This window comes from Vibrio satsumensis, assembly GCF_050337435.1.
Classification (GTDB): Bacteria; Pseudomonadota; Gammaproteobacteria; order Enterobacterales; family Vibrionaceae; genus Vibrio; species Vibrio satsumensis.
In genome coordinates, this window is sequence record NZ_JAKJSX010000005.1 from 352,258 (window position 1) to 376,942 (window position 24,685).

22 protein-coding genes are annotated in these 24,685 nt (G+C 44.0%); 8 read left to right on the plus strand and 14 right to left on the minus strand.

The features are described 5' to 3' along the window. Window positions 1-53 precede the first annotated feature (53 nt). Window positions 54-1,286, minus strand: coding sequence for a peptidase T (pepT, locus tag L4C44_RS07375; RefSeq protein WP_146490868.1), 1,233 nt, complete (start codon window positions 1,284-1,286; stop codon window positions 54-56). 350 nt (window positions 1,287-1,636) lie between these two features. On the opposite strand from pepT, the gene L4C44_RS07380 reads away from it, so the two are divergent. The 3 genes from L4C44_RS07380 to L4C44_RS07390 all read left to right on the plus strand — a co-directional run bounded on the left by L4C44_RS07380 (window position 1,637) and on the right by L4C44_RS07390 (window position 4,102). Beyond that, window positions 1,637-1,783, plus strand: a complete 147-nt coding sequence (locus L4C44_RS07380; RefSeq protein WP_179946887.1) for a hypothetical protein — start codon at window positions 1,637-1,639, stop codon at window positions 1,781-1,783. Between the two features lie 355 nt (window positions 1,784-2,138). Beyond that, on the plus strand, window positions 2,139-3,191 hold the full coding sequence (locus L4C44_RS07385; RefSeq protein ID WP_146490869.1) for an aldo/keto reductase: 1,053 nt from the start codon (window positions 2,139-2,141) through the stop codon (window positions 3,189-3,191). Window positions 3,192-3,367: 176 nt separating this feature from the next. After that, window positions 3,368-4,102: an RNA methyltransferase gene (locus L4C44_RS07390; RefSeq protein ID WP_065584752.1), complete on the plus strand. Its 735-nt coding sequence runs from the start codon at window positions 3,368-3,370 to the stop codon at window positions 4,100-4,102. A gap of 97 nt (window positions 4,103-4,199) precedes the next feature. Here L4C44_RS07390 and fdxA read toward each other — a convergent pair whose 3' ends face one another. Further along, window positions 4,200-4,523 carry a ferredoxin FdxA gene (gene fdxA / locus L4C44_RS07395; protein WP_010431058.1) on the minus strand — a complete coding sequence of 108 codons (324 nt, stop codon included), beginning with the start codon at window positions 4,521-4,523 and terminating at the stop codon, window positions 4,200-4,202. Window positions 4,524-4,776: 253 nt separating this feature from the next. On the opposite strand from fdxA, the gene L4C44_RS07400 reads away from it, so the two are divergent. After that, window positions 4,777-6,408 carry an NAD(P)/FAD-dependent oxidoreductase gene (locus L4C44_RS07400; protein ID WP_146490870.1) on the plus strand — a complete coding sequence of 544 codons (1,632 nt, stop codon included), beginning with the start codon at window positions 4,777-4,779 and terminating at the stop codon, window positions 6,406-6,408. Between the two features lie 121 nt (window positions 6,409-6,529). Here the strand turns inward: L4C44_RS07400 and L4C44_RS07405 are convergent, their stop codons facing one another. From L4C44_RS07405 to bluB, 3 genes are all read right to left on the minus strand, one after another. Next, a complete protein-coding gene (locus L4C44_RS07405) occupies window positions 6,530-7,993 on the minus strand; it encodes a hypothetical protein (protein ID WP_428804731.1) in 1,464 nt (487 codons plus the stop codon). 198 nt (window positions 7,994-8,191) lie between these two features. Continuing rightward, on the minus strand, window positions 8,192-9,847 hold the full coding sequence (locus tag L4C44_RS07410) for an ABC transporter substrate-binding protein (protein ID WP_428804732.1): 1,656 nt from the start codon (window positions 9,845-9,847) through the stop codon (window positions 8,192-8,194). A 202-nt stretch (window positions 9,848-10,049) separates the two neighbouring features. Beyond that, window positions 10,050-10,721 carry a 5,6-dimethylbenzimidazole synthase gene (gene bluB / locus L4C44_RS07415; RefSeq protein WP_428804733.1) on the minus strand — a complete coding sequence of 224 codons (672 nt, stop codon included), beginning with the start codon at window positions 10,719-10,721 and terminating at the stop codon, window positions 10,050-10,052. 167 nt (window positions 10,722-10,888) lie between these two features. On the opposite strand from bluB, the gene L4C44_RS07420 reads away from it, so the two are divergent. The 3 genes from L4C44_RS07420 (at window position 10,889) to L4C44_RS07430 (ending at window position 13,300) form a co-directional block, all read left to right on the plus strand. Beyond that, window positions 10,889-12,094, plus strand: coding sequence for a DEAD/DEAH box helicase (locus tag L4C44_RS07420; RefSeq protein WP_428804734.1), 1,206 nt, complete (start codon window positions 10,889-10,891; stop codon window positions 12,092-12,094). Between the two features lie 112 nt (window positions 12,095-12,206). Next, window positions 12,207-12,611 carry a PPC domain-containing DNA-binding protein gene (locus tag L4C44_RS07425; RefSeq protein WP_428804735.1) on the plus strand — a complete coding sequence of 135 codons (405 nt, stop codon included), beginning with the start codon at window positions 12,207-12,209 and terminating at the stop codon, window positions 12,609-12,611. A gap of 65 nt (window positions 12,612-12,676) precedes the next feature. Next, window positions 12,677-13,300 carry a 3'-5' exonuclease gene (locus L4C44_RS07430; protein WP_017059480.1) on the plus strand — a complete coding sequence of 208 codons (624 nt, stop codon included), beginning with the start codon at window positions 12,677-12,679 and terminating at the stop codon, window positions 13,298-13,300. Between the two features lie 85 nt (window positions 13,301-13,385). Here the strand turns inward: L4C44_RS07430 and L4C44_RS07435 are convergent, their stop codons facing one another. After that, window positions 13,386-14,222 (minus strand): DUF6279 family lipoprotein, encoded by an 837-nt coding sequence (locus L4C44_RS07435; protein WP_428804736.1) that lies wholly within the window; start codon window positions 14,220-14,222, stop codon window positions 13,386-13,388. Between the two features lie 284 nt (window positions 14,223-14,506). On the opposite strand from L4C44_RS07435, the gene L4C44_RS07440 reads away from it, so the two are divergent. Beyond that, window positions 14,507-14,680: an RNA helicase gene (locus tag L4C44_RS07440; protein WP_327784804.1), complete on the plus strand. Its 174-nt coding sequence runs from the start codon at window positions 14,507-14,509 to the stop codon at window positions 14,678-14,680. Between the two features lie 124 nt (window positions 14,681-14,804). On the opposite strand, the gene dbpA is transcribed toward L4C44_RS07440, so the two are convergent. The 8 genes from dbpA to L4C44_RS07480 form a co-directional block, all read right to left on the minus strand. Continuing rightward, a complete protein-coding gene (gene dbpA, locus L4C44_RS07445) occupies window positions 14,805-16,184 on the minus strand; it encodes an ATP-dependent RNA helicase DbpA (protein ID WP_017064348.1) in 1,380 nt (459 codons plus the stop codon). A gap of 148 nt (window positions 16,185-16,332) precedes the next feature. Then, the gene (locus tag L4C44_RS07450) at window positions 16,333-17,241 is read right to left on the minus strand and encodes an aldo/keto reductase (protein ID WP_285953748.1); all 909 of its coding nucleotides are present in this window, start codon (window positions 17,239-17,241) and stop codon (window positions 16,333-16,335) included. 217 nt (window positions 17,242-17,458) lie between these two features. Next, window positions 17,459-18,046, minus strand: coding sequence for a hypothetical protein (locus L4C44_RS07455; protein ID WP_146490891.1), 588 nt, complete (start codon window positions 18,044-18,046; stop codon window positions 17,459-17,461). Window positions 18,047-18,254: 208 nt separating this feature from the next. After that, on the minus strand, window positions 18,255-19,199 hold the full coding sequence (locus tag L4C44_RS07460) for a PstS family phosphate ABC transporter substrate-binding protein (protein WP_428804737.1): 945 nt from the start codon (window positions 19,197-19,199) through the stop codon (window positions 18,255-18,257). Beyond that, window positions 19,199-19,837: an OmpA family protein gene (locus tag L4C44_RS07465; protein ID WP_428804738.1), complete on the minus strand. Its 639-nt coding sequence runs from the start codon at window positions 19,835-19,837 to the stop codon at window positions 19,199-19,201. The genes L4C44_RS07460 and L4C44_RS07465 overlap by 1 nt, the downstream gene beginning before the upstream one ends. Beyond that, on the minus strand, window positions 19,837-21,150 hold the full coding sequence (locus L4C44_RS07470) for a TolC family outer membrane protein (protein WP_285953750.1): 1,314 nt from the start codon (window positions 21,148-21,150) through the stop codon (window positions 19,837-19,839). The genes L4C44_RS07465 and L4C44_RS07470 overlap by 1 nt, the downstream gene beginning before the upstream one ends. Before the next feature lie 33 nt (window positions 21,151-21,183). Beyond that, window positions 21,184-22,509 carry an HlyD family type I secretion periplasmic adaptor subunit gene (locus L4C44_RS07475; protein WP_146490895.1) on the minus strand — a complete coding sequence of 442 codons (1,326 nt, stop codon included), beginning with the start codon at window positions 22,507-22,509 and terminating at the stop codon, window positions 21,184-21,186. Further along, window positions 22,502-24,661 (minus strand): type I secretion system permease/ATPase, encoded by a 2,160-nt coding sequence (locus L4C44_RS07480; RefSeq protein ID WP_428804739.1) that lies wholly within the window; start codon window positions 24,659-24,661, stop codon window positions 22,502-22,504. The genes L4C44_RS07475 and L4C44_RS07480 overlap by 8 nt, the downstream gene beginning before the upstream one ends. Window positions 24,662-24,685 lie beyond the last annotated feature (24 nt).

Sequence of the window (24,685 nt, forward strand, 5' to 3'; positions counted from 1 at the left end):
AGAGTATTATTGAATACTCTCAAAAATACAAAGAGATATAACGCTCTGATGTTCTATTTTTGGTAATGAGTTGCCGTACGTTGAGACAATTCGACAATTACTTTTACCGCTTGCTCCATGCCTTGAATGGTAATGAACTCATGAATACCGTGGAAGTTGTAGCCACCAGTAAAGATATTCGGACACGGTAGTCCCATGAAAGATAAGCGAGCGCCGTCAGTACCACCTCGGATCGGTTTGATCATAGGCTCAACGTCGCACTCAATCATCGCTTGCTTCGCCAACTCAATAATGTGCTGATGAGGTTCAACCATCTCTTTCATGTTGAAGTAACTATCAGTCAGTACCAACTCAACATGGCCTTTCTCTAAGCGCTCATTCAATTCATCCACTTTTTGCTGCATGAATGCTTTACGTGCTTCTACGCCTTCACGCTCAAAATCACGGATGATATAACCCAATTCAGAGCGAGCGACACCCATTTCAGCCGATTTCAGGTGGTAGAAACCTTCATAGCCTTCTGTGCATTCAGGTGTTTCTTGCGCTGGCATCATCAATTGGAATTGCGCCGCAATGTTCATCGAGTTCACCATTTTACCTTTTGCGGTACCTGGGTGAACGTTTACGCCGTGGCAGATAACATCAGCACTTGTGGCATTAAAGTTCTCAAACTCCAACTCACCGACTGGGCCGCCATCAATGGTATACGCCCATTCAGCACCAAACTTCTCAACATCAAACAGGTTCGCACCACGCCCAATCTCTTCATCTGGCGTAAAACCAATACAAATATCGCCGTGTTTGATGTCAGGATTCGCTTTCAGGTAAGCAATCGCGCTGATGATTTCAGCGATGCCCGCTTTGTTGTCGGCACCAAGCAGAGTCGTGCCATCAGTAGTGATAAGATCATGACCATGCAAACTATCCAGGTCTGGGTATTGGCTTGGGTTCAAACTCTCGCCACTTTCACCTAATTCAATCGTTCCACCTCGGTAATCTTTAATCACTTGTGGTTTCACGTTGGCACCTGATGCATCAGGAGCGGTATCCATGTGCGCCACAAAACCAATAGCCGGCACAGGATAATCAACATTAGAAGGCAGCTTCGCCATCAAATACCCATTTTCATCTAAAGACACATCAACTAAGTCTAATGCAACCAATTCTAACTTTAAGGCTTCAGCAAAGGTAATTTGACCCGGTGAACTTGGGCATTGCTGATTAGAAGGATCGGATTTGGTATCAAAAGTAACGTAATTCAGAAAACGTTCTACAAGCTTTTCCATAATTTATCTCACCATGGATTAAGTAATTGATTTACTGACTTAATTATTAACGTAAATAAATGATGTATTTTTAGAAAAATACGAACACAGAGTCAGCAGCGAGGTTTTTCATCTTACGCCCCTGACCATCTATGTAATTGCTCTAAATCATTATTGTACGAAATTAGAGGAGCTTCCTATACTTAAAAACAGAGGGTTTCGTCAGTTCCAATATTGCATACGGATGATAAGCGATCGCTTTGTACGCATTCTACGCCCTTCGCTCTCAGCCCAAAAAAAGTACAAAGTGGATGATGATCACAGTTTATCCTTGATGCAAAATCTGTCATACGTTACACGGAGACACTGTTATGACGATTAATAAATATTTCATTTTCTCTCCTCAAGCCTCTGAGGAAACACTTCAACCAGTATTAACTGAGAAAGAAGTTCAAAGGCAGGAAGCTCTAAGACAGGCGCAGACCCAGGGTGGGTTCGATACCAACGCGACCTCGTAACTTGATAATACTCAGAACGTATTTATAGAACCCCTAATAAAGAGCTCTACTTCTCTATGATGTCGAGCTCTTTGTCTTTAGACCTTTCTCTATTTCCAATTTGCCCTATTCAGGCGTCAGCCTATCAGCACTCTTTTACTTTCCGACCTTCGCCTATACCTGTATCTATAGCTACTCGATTACATCGCCATCTCAGTTCACACGCTGAGAAATGACTCATTAAACTTCCCCAAGCCATACCTTGTCGTGCCATTTTGTGCTAATAATTCATATTCGTTTTCATTCCTCACTCGCCCTCTTTTCAAATACTTTTATGCGAGTACCAGAGAACTTAACCACAGGAATCCCGAATTCAATGGAATATTCAAAACTAGGAAGTAGTCAAATTCCCGTTTCCCGTATCTGTCTTGGTAGCATGACTTGGGGGCTGCAAAATACGCAACAGCAAGCCGACCAACAGATCGAATACGCATTAAGCCAAGGTATTAACTTTATCGATACAGCAGAAATGTACGCGGTTCCACCTTCTCCAGATACCTACGGCAAAACAGAAGCAATTATCGGCAACTGGTTGTCTCGTAATCCACAGCGTCGCCAAGAGTTGATCATTGCGAGCAAAATTGCGGGGCCAGGACTACCTTGGGTTCGAGATGGTGGCCCTATAACCGGTGAAGCGGTGATCGCAGCAGTTGATGCATCATTAAAACGCCTACAAACAGACTATATCGACCTTTACCAACTTCATTGGCCAAATCGCACAACGCCACACTTTGGTAAACATTTCCCAAATCACATTCGATTCAGTGATATTGACCGAAAACAGCATGAAGCTGAGATGTTGGAAATTCTACAAGCACTGGCAAGCTGCATTAAGGCGGGTAAAATCCGCCATGTTGGGCTTTCAGATGATTCCACTTGGGGCATTAACACTTACCTCAAGCTGAGCGAAAAACACGATTTGCCACGTATGGTTTCGATTCAGAATGAATTTAGCTTGCTGCACGCAAAAGACTGGCCATATCTGATTGAAAATTGTGTGCATGAAGATGTCGCTTACCTACCATGGTCGCCTTTGGCTGCAGGCATGTTGAGTGGAAAGTACATCGATGGCGCAAGACCGGAAGGCAGCCGTTGGACTTACATGCAACGTAAAGGCATTTTCCGCGACACCGAGTCTGCCAATGAAGCGGTGAAAGGCTATGTTGAAGTGGCGAATGCTCATGGATTTACTCCGAGCCAACTGGCATTGGCTTGGTGTAATCAAGTTGATGGGGTGACGTCCACCATCATTGGTGCAACCACTATGGAGCAGCTAAAAGAGAACGTTGCCGCTTTCAGTAAACCGTTATCAAAAGAGATCCTTACCGATATCAATACCATCTTTAAGCGCTATCCTGCTCCGTATTAAGCTGTCAGTTCAGCGAGACTTAGGTAAGTAAATCCCCATAAGAGCGCGCTATTTAGTGCGTTTTTCTTTTTTAAGTGAGTTGCTTTTGCTTTTTATGTGGATCGCATTGAGTCATCACGCTTTTGGTTACCCAACCTTTGCTCTATAATGCGCGAGCTTATATCTAGGATAAAAACATGATTTCAAAAAACCAATTAAAACTCCTTCGTGCTTTGGGCCAAAAGAAACAACGTAAAGCCCACGGCCTATTTCTAGTTCAAGGTGAAAAGAACGTTCTTGAGCTGTTCAATAGTGACTTAGTCGTGAAGAACGTCTTTGCTACCGCTGATTTCTTATCTGAAAATCACGCATCACTGATTGAGTTTGATTGTGTTGAAGCCTCACTGGATGACCTAACCAAAGCGAGCACTTTGGTAAGTAACAATGCAGCGATTGCGGTTGTTGAGATCCCAACGTTTGAACTACCAGAAGCGACAGGACTGATGATTGCACTTGATGGCGTTTCAGACCCTGGCAACCTAGGTACGATTATTCGCGTAGCAGACTGGTATGGCATCAAGCATATCGTTGCGAGCAGTGATTGCGCAGACCCATACAACCCTAAAACTATCAGCGCGACTATGGGCAGCTTTGGCCGAGTACACGTAAGTCAAACTGACTTACCAGCTTACTTAGAGCAAGCGAATCTACCGGTTTACGGTGCATTTTTGGAAGGCGAAAGTGTTCATAAGACTGACTTCACTGCAAATGGCATTTTGCTGATGGGCAGCGAGTCTCACGGTATTCGTGAACACGCCGCTAAATACGTGACAGATAAGATTACGATTCCAGCATTCGGTGGCGCAGAGTCTTTGAACGTTGCAATGGCGACTGGCATCATTCTCGACAACATGCGTCGTCAGCACAGCTAGGTCTCATAAGCTAACGATCCAGTCGACAATGTTCAAATATTAAAAAAGGCGTATTGATTAAATCAGTACGCCTTTTTATTTAAGTTCTTTTCAACAATTACTTTTCTAGCATTGCCAACTTATCAGCGACACCATTCCACTTCTCAGCGTCATCCATTGGTGCTTTTACTTCCGTTTGTACCGGCCAGATTTCGGCAAGCTCTGCGTTCACTTCGATAAAGATTTTTTGATCTTCTGGTAGCTCATCTTCTTGGAAGATCGCTTGAGCATCACATTCAGGTACACATAAACCACAATCAATACATTCGATTGGGTTGATTACCATGAAATTTGGGCCTTCATGGAACGCATCTGCGGGGCACACTGCCACACAGTCTGTGTATTTACATTGAATACAATTATCGCCTACGACAAATGCCATGATGCTCTGCTCTATAAGTTAGTCAAAATTGAAGAATGGGGATAATACTCATCCCAAAGCAAAATTCAACATCATACGGCTCTAATATCGTGTCTATTTGCTCCATGTTTCCAAATTAGTATGACAGATAAATCAATTTCTCGTAAAATGCGCGCCATTGTGAGCTTATCGCTTCTTTCAACATCAGCGTTTTCATCAAACTCTGTATAAAGAAACGAACTAGCTAAGACACCTATAAAAACGAGACATCGAAATGATACGTTTAACCGAAATTAAACTCCCACTAGACCATGAAGAGTCTGCTATTCAAGACGCTATTGAAGCGAAACTTGGTATTAACTCTGATCAGGTACTCTCTTTTAATATCTTTAAACGTGGCTACGATGCTCGTAAGAAATCAAAGATCTTACTTATCTACACGCTTGACGTTCTCGTTGAAAACGAAGTTGAGTTGTTGGAACAATTCATCAGCGACCCGCACGTAAAAGTAACTCCTGATATGGAGTACAAGTTTGTTGCTAAAGCCGTTGAAAACCAAACTGAACGCCCTGTGGTTATCGGCTTTGGCCCTTGTGGTTTGTTCGCTGGCCTAGTGCTTGCTCAAATGGGCTTCAACCCAATCATCGTTGAGCGTGGTAAAGAAGTTCGTGAACGTACTAAAGATACCTTTGGTTTCTGGCGTAAGCGCACACTGAACACAGAATCAAACGTTCAGTTTGGTGAAGGCGGCGCAGGTACCTTCTCTGACGGTAAGCTTTACAGCCAAGTGAAAGATCCAAAACACTACGGCCGTAAAGTAATCGAAGAGTTCGTTGCAGCTGGTGCACCAGAAGAGATCCTATACGTAAGTAAGCCGCACATCGGTACCTTCAAACTGGTTACCATGATCGAGAAAATGCGTGCATCTATTATCGAGTTAGGTGGCGAAATTCGCTTCAGCACTCGCGTAGATGACCTTCATATGGAAGATGGGCAAATCACTGGCTTAACGCTTTCTAACGGTGAAGAGATCAAATCTCGCCACGTTGTACTGGCTGTTGGTCACAGTGCCCGAGATACGTTTGAAATGCTGTACGATCGTGGCGTTTACATGGAAGCGAAGCCTTTCTCTGTTGGTTTCCGCATCGAACACAAGCAATCGATGATCGATGAAGCTCGTTTCGGTAAGAACGCAGGCAACCCAATTCTAGGTGCCGCAGACTACAAACTGGTTCACCACTGTAAGAATGGCCGCACTGTATACAGCTTCTGTATGTGCCCAGGTGGTACTGTAGTAGCTGCAACGTCTGAAGAAGGCCGCGTAGTAACTAACGGCATGAGCCAATACTCTCGTGCAGAACGTAACGCAAACAGCGCAATCGTTGTTGGTATCGACCCAGAACGCGATTACCCAGGTGATGCTTTGGCTGGTATCCGTTTACAACGTGAACTAGAAAGCGGAGCTTACGTTCTTGGTGGCGAAAACTACGATGCCCCTGCTCAGAAAATCGGTGACTTCTTGAAAGGTCGCGATCCAAGTGCAATCGGTGAAGTACAACCGTCGTTCACACCGGGTATCCACCTGACTGATATTTCAAAAGCGCTGCCTGATTTTGCTATCGAAGCGATTCGTGAAGCAATCCCTGCGTTCGAGAAGAAGATCAAAGGTTTCTCTACGCCAGACGGCCTACTAACCGGTGTTGAAACTCGCACGTCTTCTCCTGTATGTATCAAACGTGGCAAAGACTTCCAAAGCATCAACCTTAAGGGCTTCTTCCCTGCAGGTGAAGGTGCAGGCTACGCAGGCGGTATCCTGTCTGCTGGTATCGATGGTATTAAGGCTGCAGAAGCGCTAGCGCTATCAATGGTAGAGCAGAACCAAGCTGAGAAAATAGAGATAGCTTAAGCGCTTTCAATAAAACGAAGCCATATAACGGTCAGCAAAACTAAAATCCAGTGTCTTATAGACACTGGATTTTTTATTGCATTAAGGTATCTAGAGTTATTAAGTCACAACTTCGTCAGCGTTACTTACAAGTCTCTTTTGACCAGTTCACACCATCATCTGAACACTCAAATCGACTTGTGCCATTTTGGTAGTAATAACCTTTAGTCCAGTTACCTTGAGAATATCTAGACGTTATCGTTTGAGTATAATCAAACGGCGTATTTTCAATGTACGCATACTTATGTCTGTTCCAGCTGTCAGATCCATAGGAACTGTTGTCATTAAAATCTACCGATAGGTAGTTGAGCGCATCAAAGTCGCTGCGCGACACACTATCCAATGAATCGCCTAGATTAACCCACTCTGGATGTGGTGCGTTATTCTCAAAATTAAATTTCGCTTGTACTTGGGTAAACTGATCTTTGTAGTCACCGACAAGATCTGCCGACAAGGTTTGCATGAATCCAGCACCGACATTTTGACGTGAACAACTGTCCCAATCAGGTTGTTTAGACCAACCACGGTTCAACACACCAAAGGTCGCGAGTGAGTTAGGCAAAACCTGTTGCTTGATCGTCTCTTGCACCGAACATGAATATTCCGTTCCATCACTATCCAATGAGAACCAAGCTTCTTTGTCATATTCCAAACCATTTTTCTTTTGGCTATTACGCTCAATATGCTTATTTAACGCCAGTTCGGTCTGCAAATCAGCGGACACTTCATGTTCAATAACAATCAGCTTGTCAGCAGTCATCACTGTTTTAACTTTATACCACTTATTAATTTCGTTCTTCTTAGTGTAATCCCAATGCTCCCAGTAATAATCAACATAAGCTTGCTGAGCTTTTGGGTTCTCTTTTTGAATATCTTTCGTCTCTTGATACGACTTTTTAATAGCTGGCATCATTTTCTGCGCTAACTCATAGAGCTCGGTATTTTGATTCTTAACGAAATCACCATACAAATCTTCCACTGCGATGTTGTATCGGTTCGCAATTCGGAAGTCATGCTCTTTCACATTTTGGATAACGCTATTTTGGGTGTTCACGGCTTGCTTTAAGGCAGAGCAACTGTTTAAGCCACCTTTATACAAGTCGGCTTGAATTTCATTCCATAGAACGGTTGTCAGTGGTGTTGTAGACTTAATTTCTTGATCGGAACTTACCGTCATGACAGGCGGAAATACTAGCTGATAAGGTTCAGTAATCGGCGTGTTGGGGTTATCCGCATCAATGGCGCCGACAGGCACATTTACTACGATTGGGGCATAATCCATACAGTCTGAATTAGAGCCCGTTAAAGATAGTTCATAGCTCCCTTCATCGTCCGTGATACTACTAGGCTCACCTTCATCTAACACACCGTTATAGTTGATGTCTAAAAACGCAGTCGCCCCTGAGATATAACCATCGATAGCCACACCTTGTAAGGTTTTCGTTTGAGGTGCTGGCGTATTGTTACTGCTGCTACCACCGCCACCTCCGCCACAAGCCGTGAGGCCACCAGCGATAAGTGCGATAGAAATAAGCTTAAGTTTCATTCGATTAGATCCTAATGAAATAGATTTATGAGTAGGGGTGTCATTGGGGGATGACCGAGAATGACTTTGATAGTCATGCTGAGTCATAGTAACGATTGGTGTTCAAAAGAAACATGAAAGGGTGATAGGCAATTCATGCATGTTTTCATTATGAGCGAGAAATTAGGGGGGAAAGACATAAACTCAAAGGTGGATTAATTACCCCTCGCTTGAAGATATCCAAAGCTTATAAAAATCACTATAGCCAGTTTGATTTATCTCTACACCATGAACTTCAACACTGTTAGATACCTTCTCTTTACCGTGAAATAACGGGCAAAGTAACTTCTGTTGATAGAGCGACTGTTCAATTTGTCTCAACTCGTCAATTGGACTATCACTACTTACAGCAGAGCGAACTCTCTCACAATGCGCCTTCATCTGAGCACTGTTAAAAATAAATCTGAGTCCAGACGAGGCAAGCAACCAATCATAAAGACCGTACTCTTTTGGCTGTTCAATAATCTCTTCGATAAACAACAAGTCTGCCGACTCACTCATTAAGCTAGGATCACTAATATTAGGAAGTTCAATGACTTCAATAGTCACGCCTGTCTTCGCGATAGTTTGCTCAAGCCAGTCTGCCATATCTTGAAGCAAAGGAATCGTCATTTTAGGTCGAGTTAAAACAACCCTCCCCATCAAAACAGGAATGGGATTACTGCAGGTTAGTTCACTAAGCGAGAAAGATAAGTCATCCGTCACCATATCGGCATCAAACTCCTTACTACTGGATTTGATAAATGATACCAAGCTGTCTAAGTCTTCGGGGGTAATGCCTGAGTTTTCTCTACGATTAACCGCAAGATACGAAAGTGCATTAATCATAGTTTCTTCCGCAATGCCCGGTTTATTGAAACTCAGGGTATGATCATTTAAGCCTTCGATGTCGGTGAGCGTTATCTGTTCTAACAAGGCACTTTGAGCAAAGTAACCTCGGTGACGTTTAAGAACCAAGCGCTCTTCGCTCCAATCATCTAATGAGAAAGGGCCGGTTCCGATATAGGCACTGCGTCCACTAGCAAAATAGCTACGCTTACGACGGTAAATAGACGCGTGTGCACTACACAGCGCATAGATAAACATCGGGTTTGCGTGTGTCAGCTCAATAATCAGTTGTTTATCACCCACAACTTGAACATCACTGACCTGATCAAATAAAGACTGTACTGGCCCTTCGATATTTTTTAGCTGCAACAAACATTGAGCAACATCTTTGGCCGTTAAATTTTCACCGTCATGGAATAACACATTCGGTCTCAACCAAAAATGCAGAAAGCGCCCTTCCATCTCCCAATGGTGCGCGAGGCTCGCTTGGGGATTTCCTTCATGATCTTGGACGAGTAACGTATTGTAGAGACTCCTTAAGATGTGATGTTCGGCAGTTCGGTATGTTTTTGCTGGCTCAAGGTTATCGACCCACGGATATTGAGTGATCAGCAAATGATCATGTTGTTGATTGAACAGACTATGTTTTTCAGTCGCTAGCGTCAGTGCCTTTATTGCCGCATCACCATAGCTTTCTAGAAGACGGGGAATAACGTTAAAGCACCCCTGTTCTAACTGAAGCGCTAACACTTGTTCTAACGCTTCGGGGAAGCTGACCAAAATTCTAAATTGGCTAAGCTTCCCTCTTCCTTTAGAAGGAATCCAACAAATCCAGCGACATTTCGATAAGCATTTAAGAATGATCGAAGTGTTTCTACGAGAAGTCGATAGCGAGTGTTCTAGAGCATCGATCGTTAGGTGATACTCTTCACCTAATTCATACTTTGCAATAAGCTGCTGAAGTCTACGTAAGTTAGCGTCGTTCAATGGATATCCGAATTAAGCGTCTAGAGGAACGAAAATAGCTGTAACCCAAATGGGAGGTCTATTTACTCGTTCAAGTTGGAATATGCTTTATGAAACTGTTGATATAAATAATATCAAGATCCAACTTAATTTATAAACACCTCTTTTAGCAAACAAAATAATCAATGATGGTTCATATTCAGTGATAAAAATAAATGGGAGATTAATCCTCCACTGAATTCGTTATTTGCTCTGCATTCCACTTGCCTTCATGAATCGCTGAGTTGACGTCTCTTCTTGGTAGCCACCCTATGGTTTCAAGTTCTGGTTTATCTTTGAAATGATCAACGTAGCCAATACACAGGTAGGCCACAATATCGATGTTTTCCGGGATATCGAGTGCGTCTCGCAGTACTGAATCGTGGAGAATACTCACCCAACCTAACCCTAGATTTTCTGCCCTTGCCGCCAGCCACAAGTTTTGAACCGCACAGACTGTGCTGTATAAGTCCATCTCTTGTTTGATGGTTCTACCTAGCACAACCTTTCCGGTTCGATTACGGTCGCAAGTTACACAGATACCGATAGGTGATTCAACGATACCTTCCAACTTTAAGCGTTTATACATCGCCTGTTTTTCATCGGTAAACATTTCTGCCGATTCAGCATGCGCTTGATTGAAGCCCGCTTTAATTTGTTGCTTAGTTTCGATATCACGAACAATGACAAAGTCCCAAGGCTGCATAAAACCGACACTAGGCGCATGGTGCGCGGCGGTTAACACACGCATCAGAACGTCTTCTGGGATCTCATCAGGGAGAAACTGTCCACGAACATCTCGGCGAGAAAAAATCGTTTTATATACTGCTTCGCGTTCATTCGGCGTAATTTCCATACTTCCCTGTCTTATCGTCGTCTTATTGAGGCGGTATTATCCAACTAAAGTGTGGATGTTACTAGCGGTACACAAGCAACATGGTAGAATGCCGCCATTAATCTTATCCTTGTATAAGATTATTGAACCTTTCCATCGCTATTTAGCCAAATCATACCGAGAAACTTATGCCATTTTCCAAGCTTGGATTAAGCTCACCTATTGTTAAAGCCGTTGCAAAACAAGGCTATGAAAAGCCAACTTCGATTCAAGAAAAAGCAATTCCAATTGTACTTTCTGGTAAGAACCTTATTGCGGCAGCACAAACAGGTACAGGTAAAACTGCGAGCTTTGTTCTCCCTATCTTAGAAATGCTAAGCAAAGGTGAAACGCAGCGTAAAAAACGTATTCGCGCCGTGATCCTGACACCTACTCGTGAGCTGGCTATTCAGGTTGAACAGAACATCACTAAGTACGCGAAGTTCCTAAACCTAACATCATTAGCGATGTACGGTGGCGTGTCTTACCAGCACCAGAAAGATCGTCTGATTGAAGGTGTTGATATTCTGGTTGCAACACCTGGCCGTTTGATCGACATGTACGGACAACGTGCCGTTCACTTTGATGAAGTTGAAGTATTGGTTCTTGATGAAGCAGACCGCATGCTAGACATGGGTTTCATTGAAGACATCAACAAGATCATTGCGCGTTTACCACAAGACATCCAAAACCTACTGTTCTCAGCAACACTTTCAACGCCAGTTCGTGCGTTAGCGAAAAGTGCTATCAGCGAAGCAGAAGAAATTTCTATTGCCAAAACTGACGCGTCTAAAGCGAACATTGAGCAATGGTTGGTAACAGTAGATAAAGACCGTAAGTCAGCACTATTGAGCCACATGATTACCGAAGGTAATTGGGATCAAGCGCTTATCTTTATCGAGACCAAGCACGGTGCGGCTAAGTTGGTTGCTCAACTAGAGAAACGTGGCATTCAAGCTGAAGCTTTCCACAGTGGACGCAGCCAAGCGATCCGTGAAAAGATCTTGGCTGACTTCAAGAAAGGTCGCCTAAAATACTTGGTAGCGACTGGCGTTGCTGCTCGTGGTATCGATATCGATAACCTAAGCCGCGTAGTGAACTATGACCTGCCTTTCCCAGCAGACGATTACGTTCACCGTATTGGTCGTACTGGCCGTGCTGATGCATCTGGTGAAGCAATCTCTTTCCTATCAAAGGACAACTTCAAAAACCTGTGCATTATTGAAAAACGCCTTGGTCACCTGATAGAGCGTCGTGTAGTGGAAGGTTTCGAGCCGCGTAAAGAAGTACCGATTTCAGTGCTGAATTTCGTTCCTAAGAAGAAAAGAGAACAGCAAGAGAAAGAAGGCAAGTAAACTATCAAAGCTTAACTAGCAGCGATAACGTGTTAGCCGACGTATAACTTAAACGAAGCCCACTGTGGCTTCGTTTTGTTCTTTGAAATACAAATAAAACTGAGGCAATAAGATGATCACTCCTATCGCAACGAGATTAACCCGTGGGCAAGACCTAAAGCTTGAACTCCAAAAGCTTGTGACAGCGCACAATATCTCAGCGGGCTCTGTCGCGTCTTGTGTCGGATGTGTTTCTCAACTCAATATTCGTCTGGCTAATGCAAACAACACCAAGCTAATCACAGCTCCGTTCGAAATTGTGTCTGTAATGGCAACGCTAACCCCAAACCATCAGCATGTTCATATATCCGTTGCTGATGAAAATGGCAATGTGATTGGTGGGCATTTGCTCGAAGGAACGATTATCGCAACCACGGCTGAATTGATCGTTCATCGCTACGAGACTTTGACCTTCAACAGAGAGCATGACGATTCGACGGGTTACACTGAGCTCACTATCAGCAACAACACGCAATAGATTGCCCCATAGCAACACTAAGCGCCCATATAAAGCGATACAACCAAATAGCATTAGGAAACACGATGGCTCCAAACTCCGCAGACTCCGTTATCGTTCTCGATTTCGAAACCACAGGCTTATCACCAAATATGGGTGACCGAGCGATTGAAATCGGTGCGGTGAAACTCGTTAACGGCGAAGTCGTCGACACCTTCCAACAACTGATGAACCCAGGGTTTCGTGTTAGTGGATTCATTGAAGGTTATACCGGAATCAGTAACCGTATGTTAAGTACAGCGGCCAGTTGCAGTGAAGTGATGGATGAGTTTGCAGACTTCATTCAAGACAGCCAACTTGTCGCTCACAATGCCTCATTTGATAAGCGCTTTCTTGATGCAGAGTTAGATAATATTGGTCGCGATTACAATGGACAATTTGCATGCTCAATGCTGATTGCTCGTCGTCTAATTCAAGACGCACCAACTCATAAGCTAGGCGACCTTGTGCGTTTCAAGAATATCGACAATGACGGCACTTTCCACAGGGCGTTAGCCGATTCAGAAATGACAGCGCGCTTATGGTTATTGATGATTGATGAACTGCAAAGCGACCACGGCATTCAACAGCCAAGCTTTCAACTGATGCAAAAAATATCGAAGACAGCGAAAGGCTCTATCCCAAAGCTGTTGATGAGTAATCGAGGTTAAAACCCTTACCATACGATAATGTTTGAAAGGCTGATGGGGTTAACACGATCAGCCTTTTTAGTTATTAACGAAGCTTACTTGTCCCCTACTCCTGCAATGCCACCAGTGTAGATTTGAGACTCTCTAATTCATTCATGAAATAAGACCATTGCTTATCACTACTGGTTGCGGCGATATCCACCAAGAATTTGCCTGATGTCTGCATATTCTTATTAAGCTTAGATTCCAATTCGTCTGGATAATAGGCTTCATTATTCAGAAGCAAGTTCATAATAACTGGCTGAGCGATATGTAGGTCACTCTTCTTTTCCATCAGTGTTGTGAGATCTTGATAGGTGTTATTTTGATATTGGCGCCAGCTATCGTTGGTATTTACCCATTCTTGAGACCAAGTATATATAATCTGTTTTTGTTCTTTCGATACCGATCCTAGCCATCGCTCTAGTCTCTCTTCTATCCGATTTCGATATCGCTCTCTGGAATCTTCGTCATTCAACGACAACCTTTCTTCGTAATAATCTTGCTGCTTTTCTCTAAAGTTTTTTAAGAACTCGCTATCTTGCTTAGGGCTCAGTTGCATACTTAACGCGTAAACATCGGGTGCAAACTTATTAACGATCGAGCGAATATGATTTTTAATTTGTTCGCTCTGGTCAAAGATAAAGGCAGAGTTCATATCAGGACGAGTAATACTTTGAATCACTTCTAATTGCGAAATGTACAATGGGAGTTGAGTTTCTTTATGCCAGGCTTGCAATGAGTCTAGACGGGCTTCTAGCTCGGACTCTTGACTATTAGATAACGAAACAAAGTCTTCGATATAACTCACCGCAAACCAACTGATATTGTTATAGGCGAATTTCGTCCCACACCCCGTAAATAGGAAGCACACCAATAACATTAACCAACGGCATTTTCTCATTACACCCTCTCACAAACTTCTACTGATCAGCGAACCTGTAAACAGCTTTATCAGATTCACTATTGATCTTATAACATTAGCTATAAAAGCAGCTGATCGTAAAAACTTTCAGATAAATTGAGACTTCACCTTGCTAAACCGTCTATTTAGGCAAATGATTAAACTAAAAATAATTAACGGCAGTGATATAACTTGATTTTTATTACTCATTTGACGTAATACGAATCCTATAAAAGAAACGGGGTAGCGTATTTTCAAATGATTGATTATTTGGGAGGCAAGCTATGGCCGCTATTCCTGAGCACCCAAGCGATTTAGAATATGAGCTTTGTTATTTTGACGATGGTTCAATAACCACAGTCACGATATTCGTTCACAATCGACAGGAAGCGATGAATTGGTATGTTAGCGAAGGAAAACATATCAACGATCTTTATTCGATAAGACCCGATGAATAATGCTTTAGTATAGAGGACTAGGTCGATAAACCTAAAAGAAGAAACTTGAGTGACATTTTGTTGAACACCCTTTACTGCAATGCCATTAATTAGACATATCGCAGCAAAGGGGTTCAGTCTCGAATTACTTCAGGATTCGGGCGCGGAATTGACGACCCTTCATTTTACCTGATTCGATCTTGTTCAGTGCTTTCTTAGCAACAGAGCGTTCTACAGCAACATAGGCGCGCATTGCGAACAAGTTGATCTTACCTACTGATTTACCATCAATACCACCTTGACCAGTCAATGCACCAAGAATATCACCAGCTCGAAGCTTAGCTTTCTTACCGCCATCAATCTGAATGGTTACCATGTTTGAATAGTACGGCTTAGCAATAGGTTTTGCTGGAAGCTCAGATGGCTCAATCGGCATATCCATGTACTCATCAATTTGAGCAACACGGTACATCTCTTTCTCGCTAAAGAAGCTGATAGCGACGCCTTTGCTTCCTGCACGGCCAGTACGACCAATGCGGTGTACGTGAACTTCAGGGTCGCGAGACAATTCAAAGTTGAATACTGCGTCTAGGTTATCAACATCAAGACCACGAGCCGCAACGTCTGTCGCTACTAGAATCGAGATGGTTTTGTTTGAGAACTGAACCAAAGCTTGGTCACGTTCACGCTGTTCCATGTCGCCATGAAGCTCAATTACACTGAAACCGCGGTGACTTAGCTCATCGTTTACGTTTTGCACTTCTTTCTTAGTGTTACAGAACACAACCGCAGATTCCGGTTGGTGATGAAGTAACAACAACTCTAGAGCGTCATCACGAGCTTCAGAGCCTTCTAACTTGTAGAAGTGTTGTTGGATGCTTGAGTGATCGTGTGTTGATTCAACCTTCACCATTTCTGGGTTACGCATGATGCGGTCTGCAACAGACTTGATTTGTTTAGGGAAAGTAGCACTGAATAGTAGAGTTTGGCGTTCTTTTGGAGCTGCTTCAATCACTGCATCCAAAGCGTCTTGGAAGCCCATTTCTAGCATGCGGTCAGCTTCATCTAACACAAGTGTGTTCAGCTCAGACAGATCAATACGACCTTTCTCTAGGTGATCAAGAATACGACCAGGTGTGCCCACAAGAATGTGTGCGCCATGCTCTAGTGAACCAATCTGTGGGCCCATTGGCATACCGCCACAAAGTGTCAGCACTTTAATATTGTGAATACCGCGAGCAAGAGTACGAATCTCTTTTGCTACTTGGTCTGCAAGCTCACGAGTCGGACATAACACTAAAGACTGAACACGGAAACGCTTAACGCGTAGGTTCTGCAGCACGCCTAAACCGAAAGCAGCTGTTTTACCTGAACCCGTTTTACCCTGACCGATAACGTCCTTGCCATTTAGGATAGTAGGAAGACTTAACGCTTGGATCGGCGTCATTTCAGTATAACCAAGAGAATCCAACGTATTTAGAAGCTCTGGCTTAAGGGCGATTGAAGAGAATTTTGAAGTGCTCAATGGAAATATCCAACTGGTGAAAAACAGAGTGCATTATGAGTGTTTTTGAAAATTATTCCACCTTAATCACAGTTTTGAAGAAACATGTTAGGCGAGCACAAAAAAGCCAGCTTTCTTAGCTGGCTTTTGCTTCTATACGAATTGCTTTCTAAGGCACACCGTGGCCTTTGGATGCAACCCATACGCGATACCATTGCTCGCGAGTCAGTTCGATTTTCAGCGCATCAACAGCCGTCTTCACACGTTCAATCTTACCTGAGCCAATAATGGCAATTGGGTTAGATGGTAAACGGCGAACCCATGCGTAGATCACTTGATCAATGCTGTCTGCACTCACTTCTTGACGAATCGCTTCTAGCTCATCACGAACACGAATCGCTTGTGTTGAGTCACCACTGAAGATACTACCACCACCAAGACAAGACCACGCCATCGGGCGAATGCGGTTCATCTGCAGTTGATCTAGTGTGCCATCATGAGCCACTTCGAAGTTCAATGGGTTGATTTCAACTTGGTTGGTCACTAACGGCTTACCAAGGCGAGATTGAAGCAGTTCGAACTGACGCGGTGAAAAGTTAGAAACACCGAAGTGCTTAACTTTACCTACTTTGTGTAGCTCTGCGAACGCTTCTGCTACTTCATCTGCATCCATCAATACGTCTGGGCGGTGAATCAATAATACATCGAGTTCGGTTACACCCAAACGCTCTAGAGAATTATTTACCGATTGGTAAATATGGTGTGCGCTGGTGTCATAGTGATTGATCTTACGATCAGGAGTGTGGTCACCACATAGATTAATATCGCACTTGGTGACGATTTGAATATCATCACGAAGGCTTGGTTCAAGCGCCAATGCCTCACCGAATAACTTTTCACATTGGTAGTTACCGTAAATATCCGCGTGATCAACCGTTGTGATACCAAGATCAATGTGTTGCTTCAGGAAAGTCAGGCGTTGTTGCGGGGTCATACCCCATTCTGCTATACGCCAGTATCCTTGCACCAACTCAGAAAGTTCTGGGCCTTGTGGCGCTATCGTTACTTTTGCAACCATGGGTTGTCTCCTTTATCAATACTGAACGTATCCTAAGCTCGTTTTACCGAAGGCTCAACGTATAACAAATGGCAAAGGCAAACGCTTACTAAAAATGTGAGAGCCGCAGAAAAACGAACACTTAAATGAATTATAACTTGCCGTCTGCCCGCGAGCCGTTCTCCTGAAAGGCTTGTTTAGCCTAATAAATAACGAAACTATCTATAAATTTGAGCAATTAAAAGCGATTAAGTTCAACCGTTAAGTTGTCACCATCACTATGTAACTGAATCCAAGGAGAGGAAGATCCAGGAGAAGATAAGTTAGGAACATTCCATACACTCATTTGCTCTGATGAACCGTGTGGCGCGTTGATAAATTCGACCAGCTGTTTATCCACCTTATCGAAACCAACACCTTCATTTCGAGCTCGTTCGAGTTGAGCAGTAACATCGAATTCATCTTCGCCAATACGAATTGAACTGAGAGCAAAGCCATCTTGGCGAAGGTACGCCTGAAGCTTTGTGTAACTTAGGTTCGAATATGGCAGGTTTAAGTGCACTGTTTCAACGCTTGAGTCCCCCAACTCCAGTTCAACATAAACGTCCAGATCGTAATATTGGGTTAAGTCACTACACAACAAAGTGCCTTCGGTCTCACCACAATCCATCAAGTCGATATCGTTAATATAGTTTTGAGAATTCGGCAGGCTTGGGCTGCTGTTAAATACTGTTCTTAGCCACCAGCTTTCGGTTGCTTGTGCGGAAAATGCAAAAGCATTAAGGGACAGCATTAAAGGCAAGATTAGAACTTGAAAGATTTTCATCGACTGGGCTTATTTAGCGCTATATGAAGTATCCATTATACGTGACCAATCGACAAACAACTGCTCGAGTCGCAAACTTTAGGCGAAAAAAACGGGCATACATGCCCGCAGATAAATTCATCACCGAATAACGTAATCCGTCACGTTGAGAACCATTACGAAAGTAAGGATATCACTCCGCCAGTAAGATTACAACACGTCGTACCCATTACTTATATCCACCTTCAATTGCAGGTTCTTCAAGCGACAATCTCACTTTGTTACGTTGAATCGCTTCTGGTGGTAAGCTGATGAAACCGTACTGATTTAGTACCTCTTGATGGTCTTCAGAAAGCGTTAGACCAATAAAGAACTTCTCTTGCTCAGTAAACCCTTTACGGTGTGCAGGGATGTTCAAGTACATGTAGTACACAGTCGCTAATGGGTAACGCCCAGAGAGGATTGTCTCTTTGTTAAGGTCGTAATTAACCCCTAAGTTATCGACAACACTCAACCATTTCACATCAGAAATTTTATCAGAGTATACGGTGTAACCAATAGCAGCTTCTTCATCTTCAATCTTATTTATAAGATGCGGTAAATCCGCTAAAAATTGAGTATGAGCGTATTCCCCGTCCGTTTCACACTCAACCCAACTTGAGAAGGTGGTGTGCCCCTTCAGGTTATGATCAATGGCGAAAGGCAATATGTGAGTATCTAGGCTTTCACCATTACGAGCATCACTACTAGCCAACCATTTCGGGTGTTTAGGATCGTTAGAACACCCAAACACATCGATGAGTTCAGCAACAGTGATCGATGTAGCAGGGTTTTCCTCATTGGCCAGAATCGCAATCACATCAGCGGTAAACATCAGCTCTGTCGGTCTATAACCGTAGCGCATGTCAAACCTAGCCATCTCTTTGTCAGTCCATTTTTTGGAAGTGATACCAACACGCGAGCGCTGCATGATCATCTGTTCTGGGACGCTGTCACTCAACAAGATTTCTAAGTCGATCTCTTGGCTCTCAAGCAGGTCTTCAACAAGTCCCTGCATATTAGGCTCAATCGCGACCAAACCAATGTCACTGACATCATTAGCTAATGTTGATGCAGATAGCAACGCAGGTACAGCAGCAAGCAGCAAGCCCGATTTATTAGATAGACGTTTCATTACTGGCCTCCTACTGGATCAATCGACGTTTTAGACTCAACATCGCTATTACTATCGAGCTGCATTTCTGAAGTGAAGATGTTCCAAGATGGATTCACTTCCATGCTTTCTGTTTTAATCACCGCAATCGTTCTGCGCTTACGTTTGTGAAGATGCTGAGTTAGGCTAGTGATCTGAGTAAACTCTTGTTCGAAAATACGCTCACCATCAACGCCTCTGTCAATCAATGCGTCTCGAATCACGCCAGTTCTTTTCTTGGCCAGTGCTTTGTTATAAACGTTTGTACCTTCAGAACTGGTATCACCTACCAAGGTAACCGAGGCGTCAGGTTGCTCTCCTAGTAAACGCACCAACTCATTTAATACAGCCGTATGATCAGGTTTAAGGTCATACTTATCAAAATCAAATGCCACGCTTAATACTTCAACGTCTTCGACAATTTTCCAATTGGCACACCCTTTAATGTCTACCGCTACACCTTCTGGCGTATCGGCACAAAGATCTCGCTGATTAATCACACCATCGCGGTCATTATCCGCTAAGTCATCAATTTGATGGCGTGTCATGGTCGTATCGGGCGTTTCTGCACATCCCATCAGCAAGATAGAACTAAGTAGCGCTAGTTTAAAATATCTCATTACTTGTTCTCCCCTTGCCACTCTTCTGGATGTTCAATCCTTAACGCATACGTCAACATGCCCATCGCATTCAATACTCGATAAGCCGCTAACGTTTGATCATATTCAGTGCTAATGAAGTTTCTTCGAGCCAAGAACACCTCGACCTTCGCATCAAGTACATCGAGTAGGCTTCGTCTACCAACATTAAATTGTTGGATATAGCCGAGCTCTGCAATTTTCGCTGCATCAACGTTCTGTTGAAGTAGGGATTTTTGCTGTTCTAGCATTTTGTATGCGTTCCAAGCCAGTTGTGTACCTTCTCTAACCTCACGCTCCGTTCGTAGTCGTATCGCTCTTGCTTCTTCAACTCGCCAAGCCGATGATTCAACTCTGGAATCGGTAGAGAAGCCATTAAACAGGTCATAATCCATCGTCAACATCAGTCGAGCATCTTCATCGACACCACCTGGAGGGTTAGATACGTTGTCATTCTTGTTAGCATGAAGCTCAAGTTTAAGCTCTGGGTAGTAATCTCCCTTCTCACGGCGCATCTCTTTACGAGCCGCGTCGATATCAAGCAAAGATGCCTTGATTTCTGGGTGATTCTCGACAGCCTGTTCAAGTGCGACTTGTGCTGAGCTTGGCAATAAAGCGTAATCAAAACGAGGATAAACCAAGTTCACCGCAGGTTTACCAACCAAGCGTAGGTACTGTGTTTGCAAATCAAAAAGGTTGTTCTGAGCGGCAATAAGTGAGGACTGTGCTGTGGCAACACGGGCGGAGATCTGAGCCAAATCCGAGTTACTACTCAAGCCTTTGCTCTTTTTATCTTGGATATCTTGATAGATTTCTTGGTGCTCTTTTACGTTGCGCTTAGACAACTCAAGCAGCGTCTCTGCTTTAAGGATATCAAGATAATTTCTCACTACATCTAACGATACGTTTTCAGCGCGAGAAATCAGGGTTAATCGTTCAGCTTCAGCTTCGAACGTCAGTCGATCGACATTCGACGTCGTTTTAAAACCATCGAATAGTAACTGAGAAACTTTAACGCCAATTTCCGTTCGCGTTAGGCCTCGATCATCAGTGTCGAGTTTGCTACCACTATTGTAGCGCGTCTCTTCATAACCTGCCGCTGCGTACAAATTAACTTGCGGCATATACAAACCACTCGCCGCGTCACCGTCTCTTATAACCGATTGATATCGGGAGTATTGCGCCAATATCTCAGGACTATAGTCGATGGCAAAGGCCACGGACTCTTCTAATGAAGCTGCTTGAGACAGCCCACTCATTAGTAAGCAAGAAGAGAGTAAGAATTTTGAATGCATTACACTTCCTTTTATATTTATGCTTAACGCACTTCATCGTTCGCGAAGTGAGTTTTCCTTAGCTCGTAAAATAGGTTTTAACCAATAACTCAATACTGTTTTCTCTCCGGTCAATATATCAACCGCGACTTGCATCCCTGGGATAATGCTAAAGGCAGAGTTTTGTTGCTGGTCTTCGTTTAACTGAATATGGGCGCGATAATAGGCGTTGCCGTCTTCCGTTTGTAAGGCGTCGGCACTCACGTAAATCACCTCGCCTTTAAGTCCGCCATAAATGACGAAATCATAGGCCGTAAATTTCACTGTCGCGCCCAGCCCCTTATGAACAAACGCGATATCTTGTGGAGAGATTCTCGCTTCAACAATCAGGTCACTGTTTGACGGGATAATCTCAATGATCGGCTCGCCGGGACGAACAACACCACCAATAGTACGTACAAAAATCTCTTTTACTGTGCCATCAACGGGTGCGACAATTTCGGTACGCTTGAGTTGGTCGGCAATCGCCTGTTGGCTTTCGTTCAGCTGTGCTATCTTGCTCGCCACTTCATTCAACTGACCTTGTACTTTGGTACGAAAATCTAAGGCAATGCTTCGATGATCCGCTATCGACTCTGAGTAGGCGGCTATCTGCTTCTGCGCTGCTACTTTTGAGCTAGCAATATCACCTTTGAGTTTGACCACATCACGGTTCAGTTTCAGCAGTTCAACTTCTGCTACAGCACCACTCGCCACCACGTCTTTCAACATGTTGCGCTCTCGAATTACAATATCTAGGCTGCTCTCTAACGTCTGAATATTATTAAGCGTATCGACTCGAGCCTGGTCTTGTTGTTCGATACGAAGTGCCGCCTCTTCCAGTTCAGATTTCAACTGTCCTAAACGCTCTCGATAGTTCGCCTTGGCGTTCATTAACGCAGGGTGGCTTGATACATCAACAATGATATTTTGCGGTACTAAGACTACTCGCTCATACCACTCTTTTGCATCGTTATTTAAAACGACCGTCGACAGCTCCGCCTTTAATCTTAATTGCTGAGCGAGCAAGGTATCCGCTTGTTGAGCCGACTCTAAAAACGCCGCCTTAAAGCGTGTGTCTTCTAACTTAGCGAGAGGTTGCCCTTTCACAACAGATTGGCCTTGTCGCACTATAATCTCTTGAACCAAGCCCCCTTCTAAGCTCTGAATCGTCTGTACTGAAAGGCTAGGCACCACCTTGCCCTCACCAATCACCACTTCTTCGAGAGTTGCCCACGTCGCCCAGCCAATGATCGACACAATCAACAGTGCACTTAGCCAAATCAGCTTTCGAGAGCGGAATGCTAAGTGGTTGTTGGTCCACTGAATATCGTTACTCATGACGGCCTCCCTTCACTACAGATACCGTCTTAAAACGACTCGCCCCTTTGGGTACACTTTTCTTCTGAAGCGAGAGAATATCTTTAGGCGCACCTTCCGCCACGATTTGACCTTTATCTAAAACGATCACGCGGTCACACATCATTAAGAATGAAGATTTGTGCGAACTGATCAGCATAGAAGTTTCTCTCGGCATACTTTGCAGTGCATTGAAGAACTGTATCTCAGCTTGGTTATCTAACGCGCTGGTTGGTTCATCCATGATCAATAACTTTGGACAACGGTATAGTGCTCTTGCAATGGCGACAGCTTGGCGTTGGCCTCCTGAAAGTAATCGGCCACCTTCACCAACAGGCGTCTCTAAACCATTGCTCAAGCGCCCCATGTAACCGTTGAGGCCTGACTGCTGCAGTGCTTGTCTTAGCTTTTCTTCATCAACGTTGGTTGCACCTAAAGTGACGTTGTCGTAAACACTGCCAAAGATCAGATTAGTGGTTTGCCCCACCCAGCCCATGCCACTACGCAGAACACTGGTTGGCCATAATTGCCCATCAATCTCTTGATAGAAAGCTTGTCCTGTTGTTGGCATATACTGGCGAGCAACAATCGATAGTAGGGTTGTTTTGCCCGCGCCTGCCGCACCAACAAGGCCAACTCGTTCACCGGGCTTTATCTCCAGTGAGATATCCTTCAATGCAGGGCTTTGAGTTTCTGGGTAAGTGAACGTCACTTCATCAAGCCTTACCCCACCGTCAAAATCCCCCTTGTCTATCACCTGATGTTTCGACTCTTCCTGAGGCAGTTCCATTATCTGGTTCAAGCCTTCGACTGCCGAACGGGTTTGTTGAAACCTCAGTAATAGAAGAGAAAGCTGATTCACTGAACTCGCTGCTCGCCCACTCAGCATCACCACTGCAATTAACCCCCCCATGCTGAGTAGGCCTTCAGAGATCTGATACACACCGAAGATAATCAAAGTGATGGTGACGATCTGTTGACTCGACTGAATAGAGTGCGTCACGATATTGGAGTAGTGTCGAGATTGAGTCTGCCATTGAGAGAGCGATGAAATAGTCTGTTCCCAACGCTTCTGGGTAAGACCCTCAGCATTGTTTTGCTTGATATCCGGAAGGGTTGTTAAGCAATCAAACAGCTGTGCTTGTCTTTGTGTCGACAAACGTGCGGTTTCATCAAATGTTTTCTCGACTTTACCTTTCATCGCAATGCTCAGGACAATCAATACCAACATGATTGCGACTGGGATGAACATCATCGCGCCACCGAGCCAACCGATAAGAAACAGGAACAACAAGGTGAACGGTAAGTCGACTAACGTGACCAAAGATATGGAAGTGAAGAAATCTTTTACGCTATCGAAGTCTTGAAGCTGCCTTGCGAATGCACCCACCGATTGTGGTCGGTTTTCGAGTTTCATTCCGAGAACTTTTGAGAACAACTGAGAAGACAGCTTGTTGTCTATATAGCGCCCCGCCATATCAGTCACAGAGCTTCGTGAGCTTCTCAATACCCAATCAAAAACAACGACAATACCAACGCCTGCGGCCAGTACCCAAAGCGTGTTAAACGCTTGGTTTGGTACCACACGGTCGTACACGTTCATGGTAAAGAGCGGAACGACTAGCGCCAATACGTTGATCAAGAACGAAGCGATAAACAGGTCTCGATACCAAGGTTTCACTTCTTTGACGACACGCCATAACCAGCGCGTGTTGGATTTACTGTCACTGCGTTCGTGCGATTGAACACGAGCATCATCGAGAGCTTGAGCGCCAACTTGCCAAACATAAGGCTCGACTTGTGCGACCAACTCTTTTAGCGAGATAGTCTGACTAGAATCACTTTCACAATCTAAAACATCAAAGTCATCACTAGCGCCTTGAGTAACAACTACGGGAGCTCCTGTCGCTGATTTCACAGCAACAACCGGAAACTGACATTGAGTCAGCAACTCTTTTTTTACATGACTCAGAGTCAAGCCTGATTTCTCAATCGCTCTTGGGAAAAGGGACTCATTAAGCCTTCCTTGGTCTAAAGGTAGGCCAGACACTATTTTGGACGGGTGGCTACGCACATTAAAATGCTCACACAACCACTCAACACAACCTAGCCAGCTGTCTTTTTGTTCTACCAATCTAAAACTTCCTTTTATAGACTG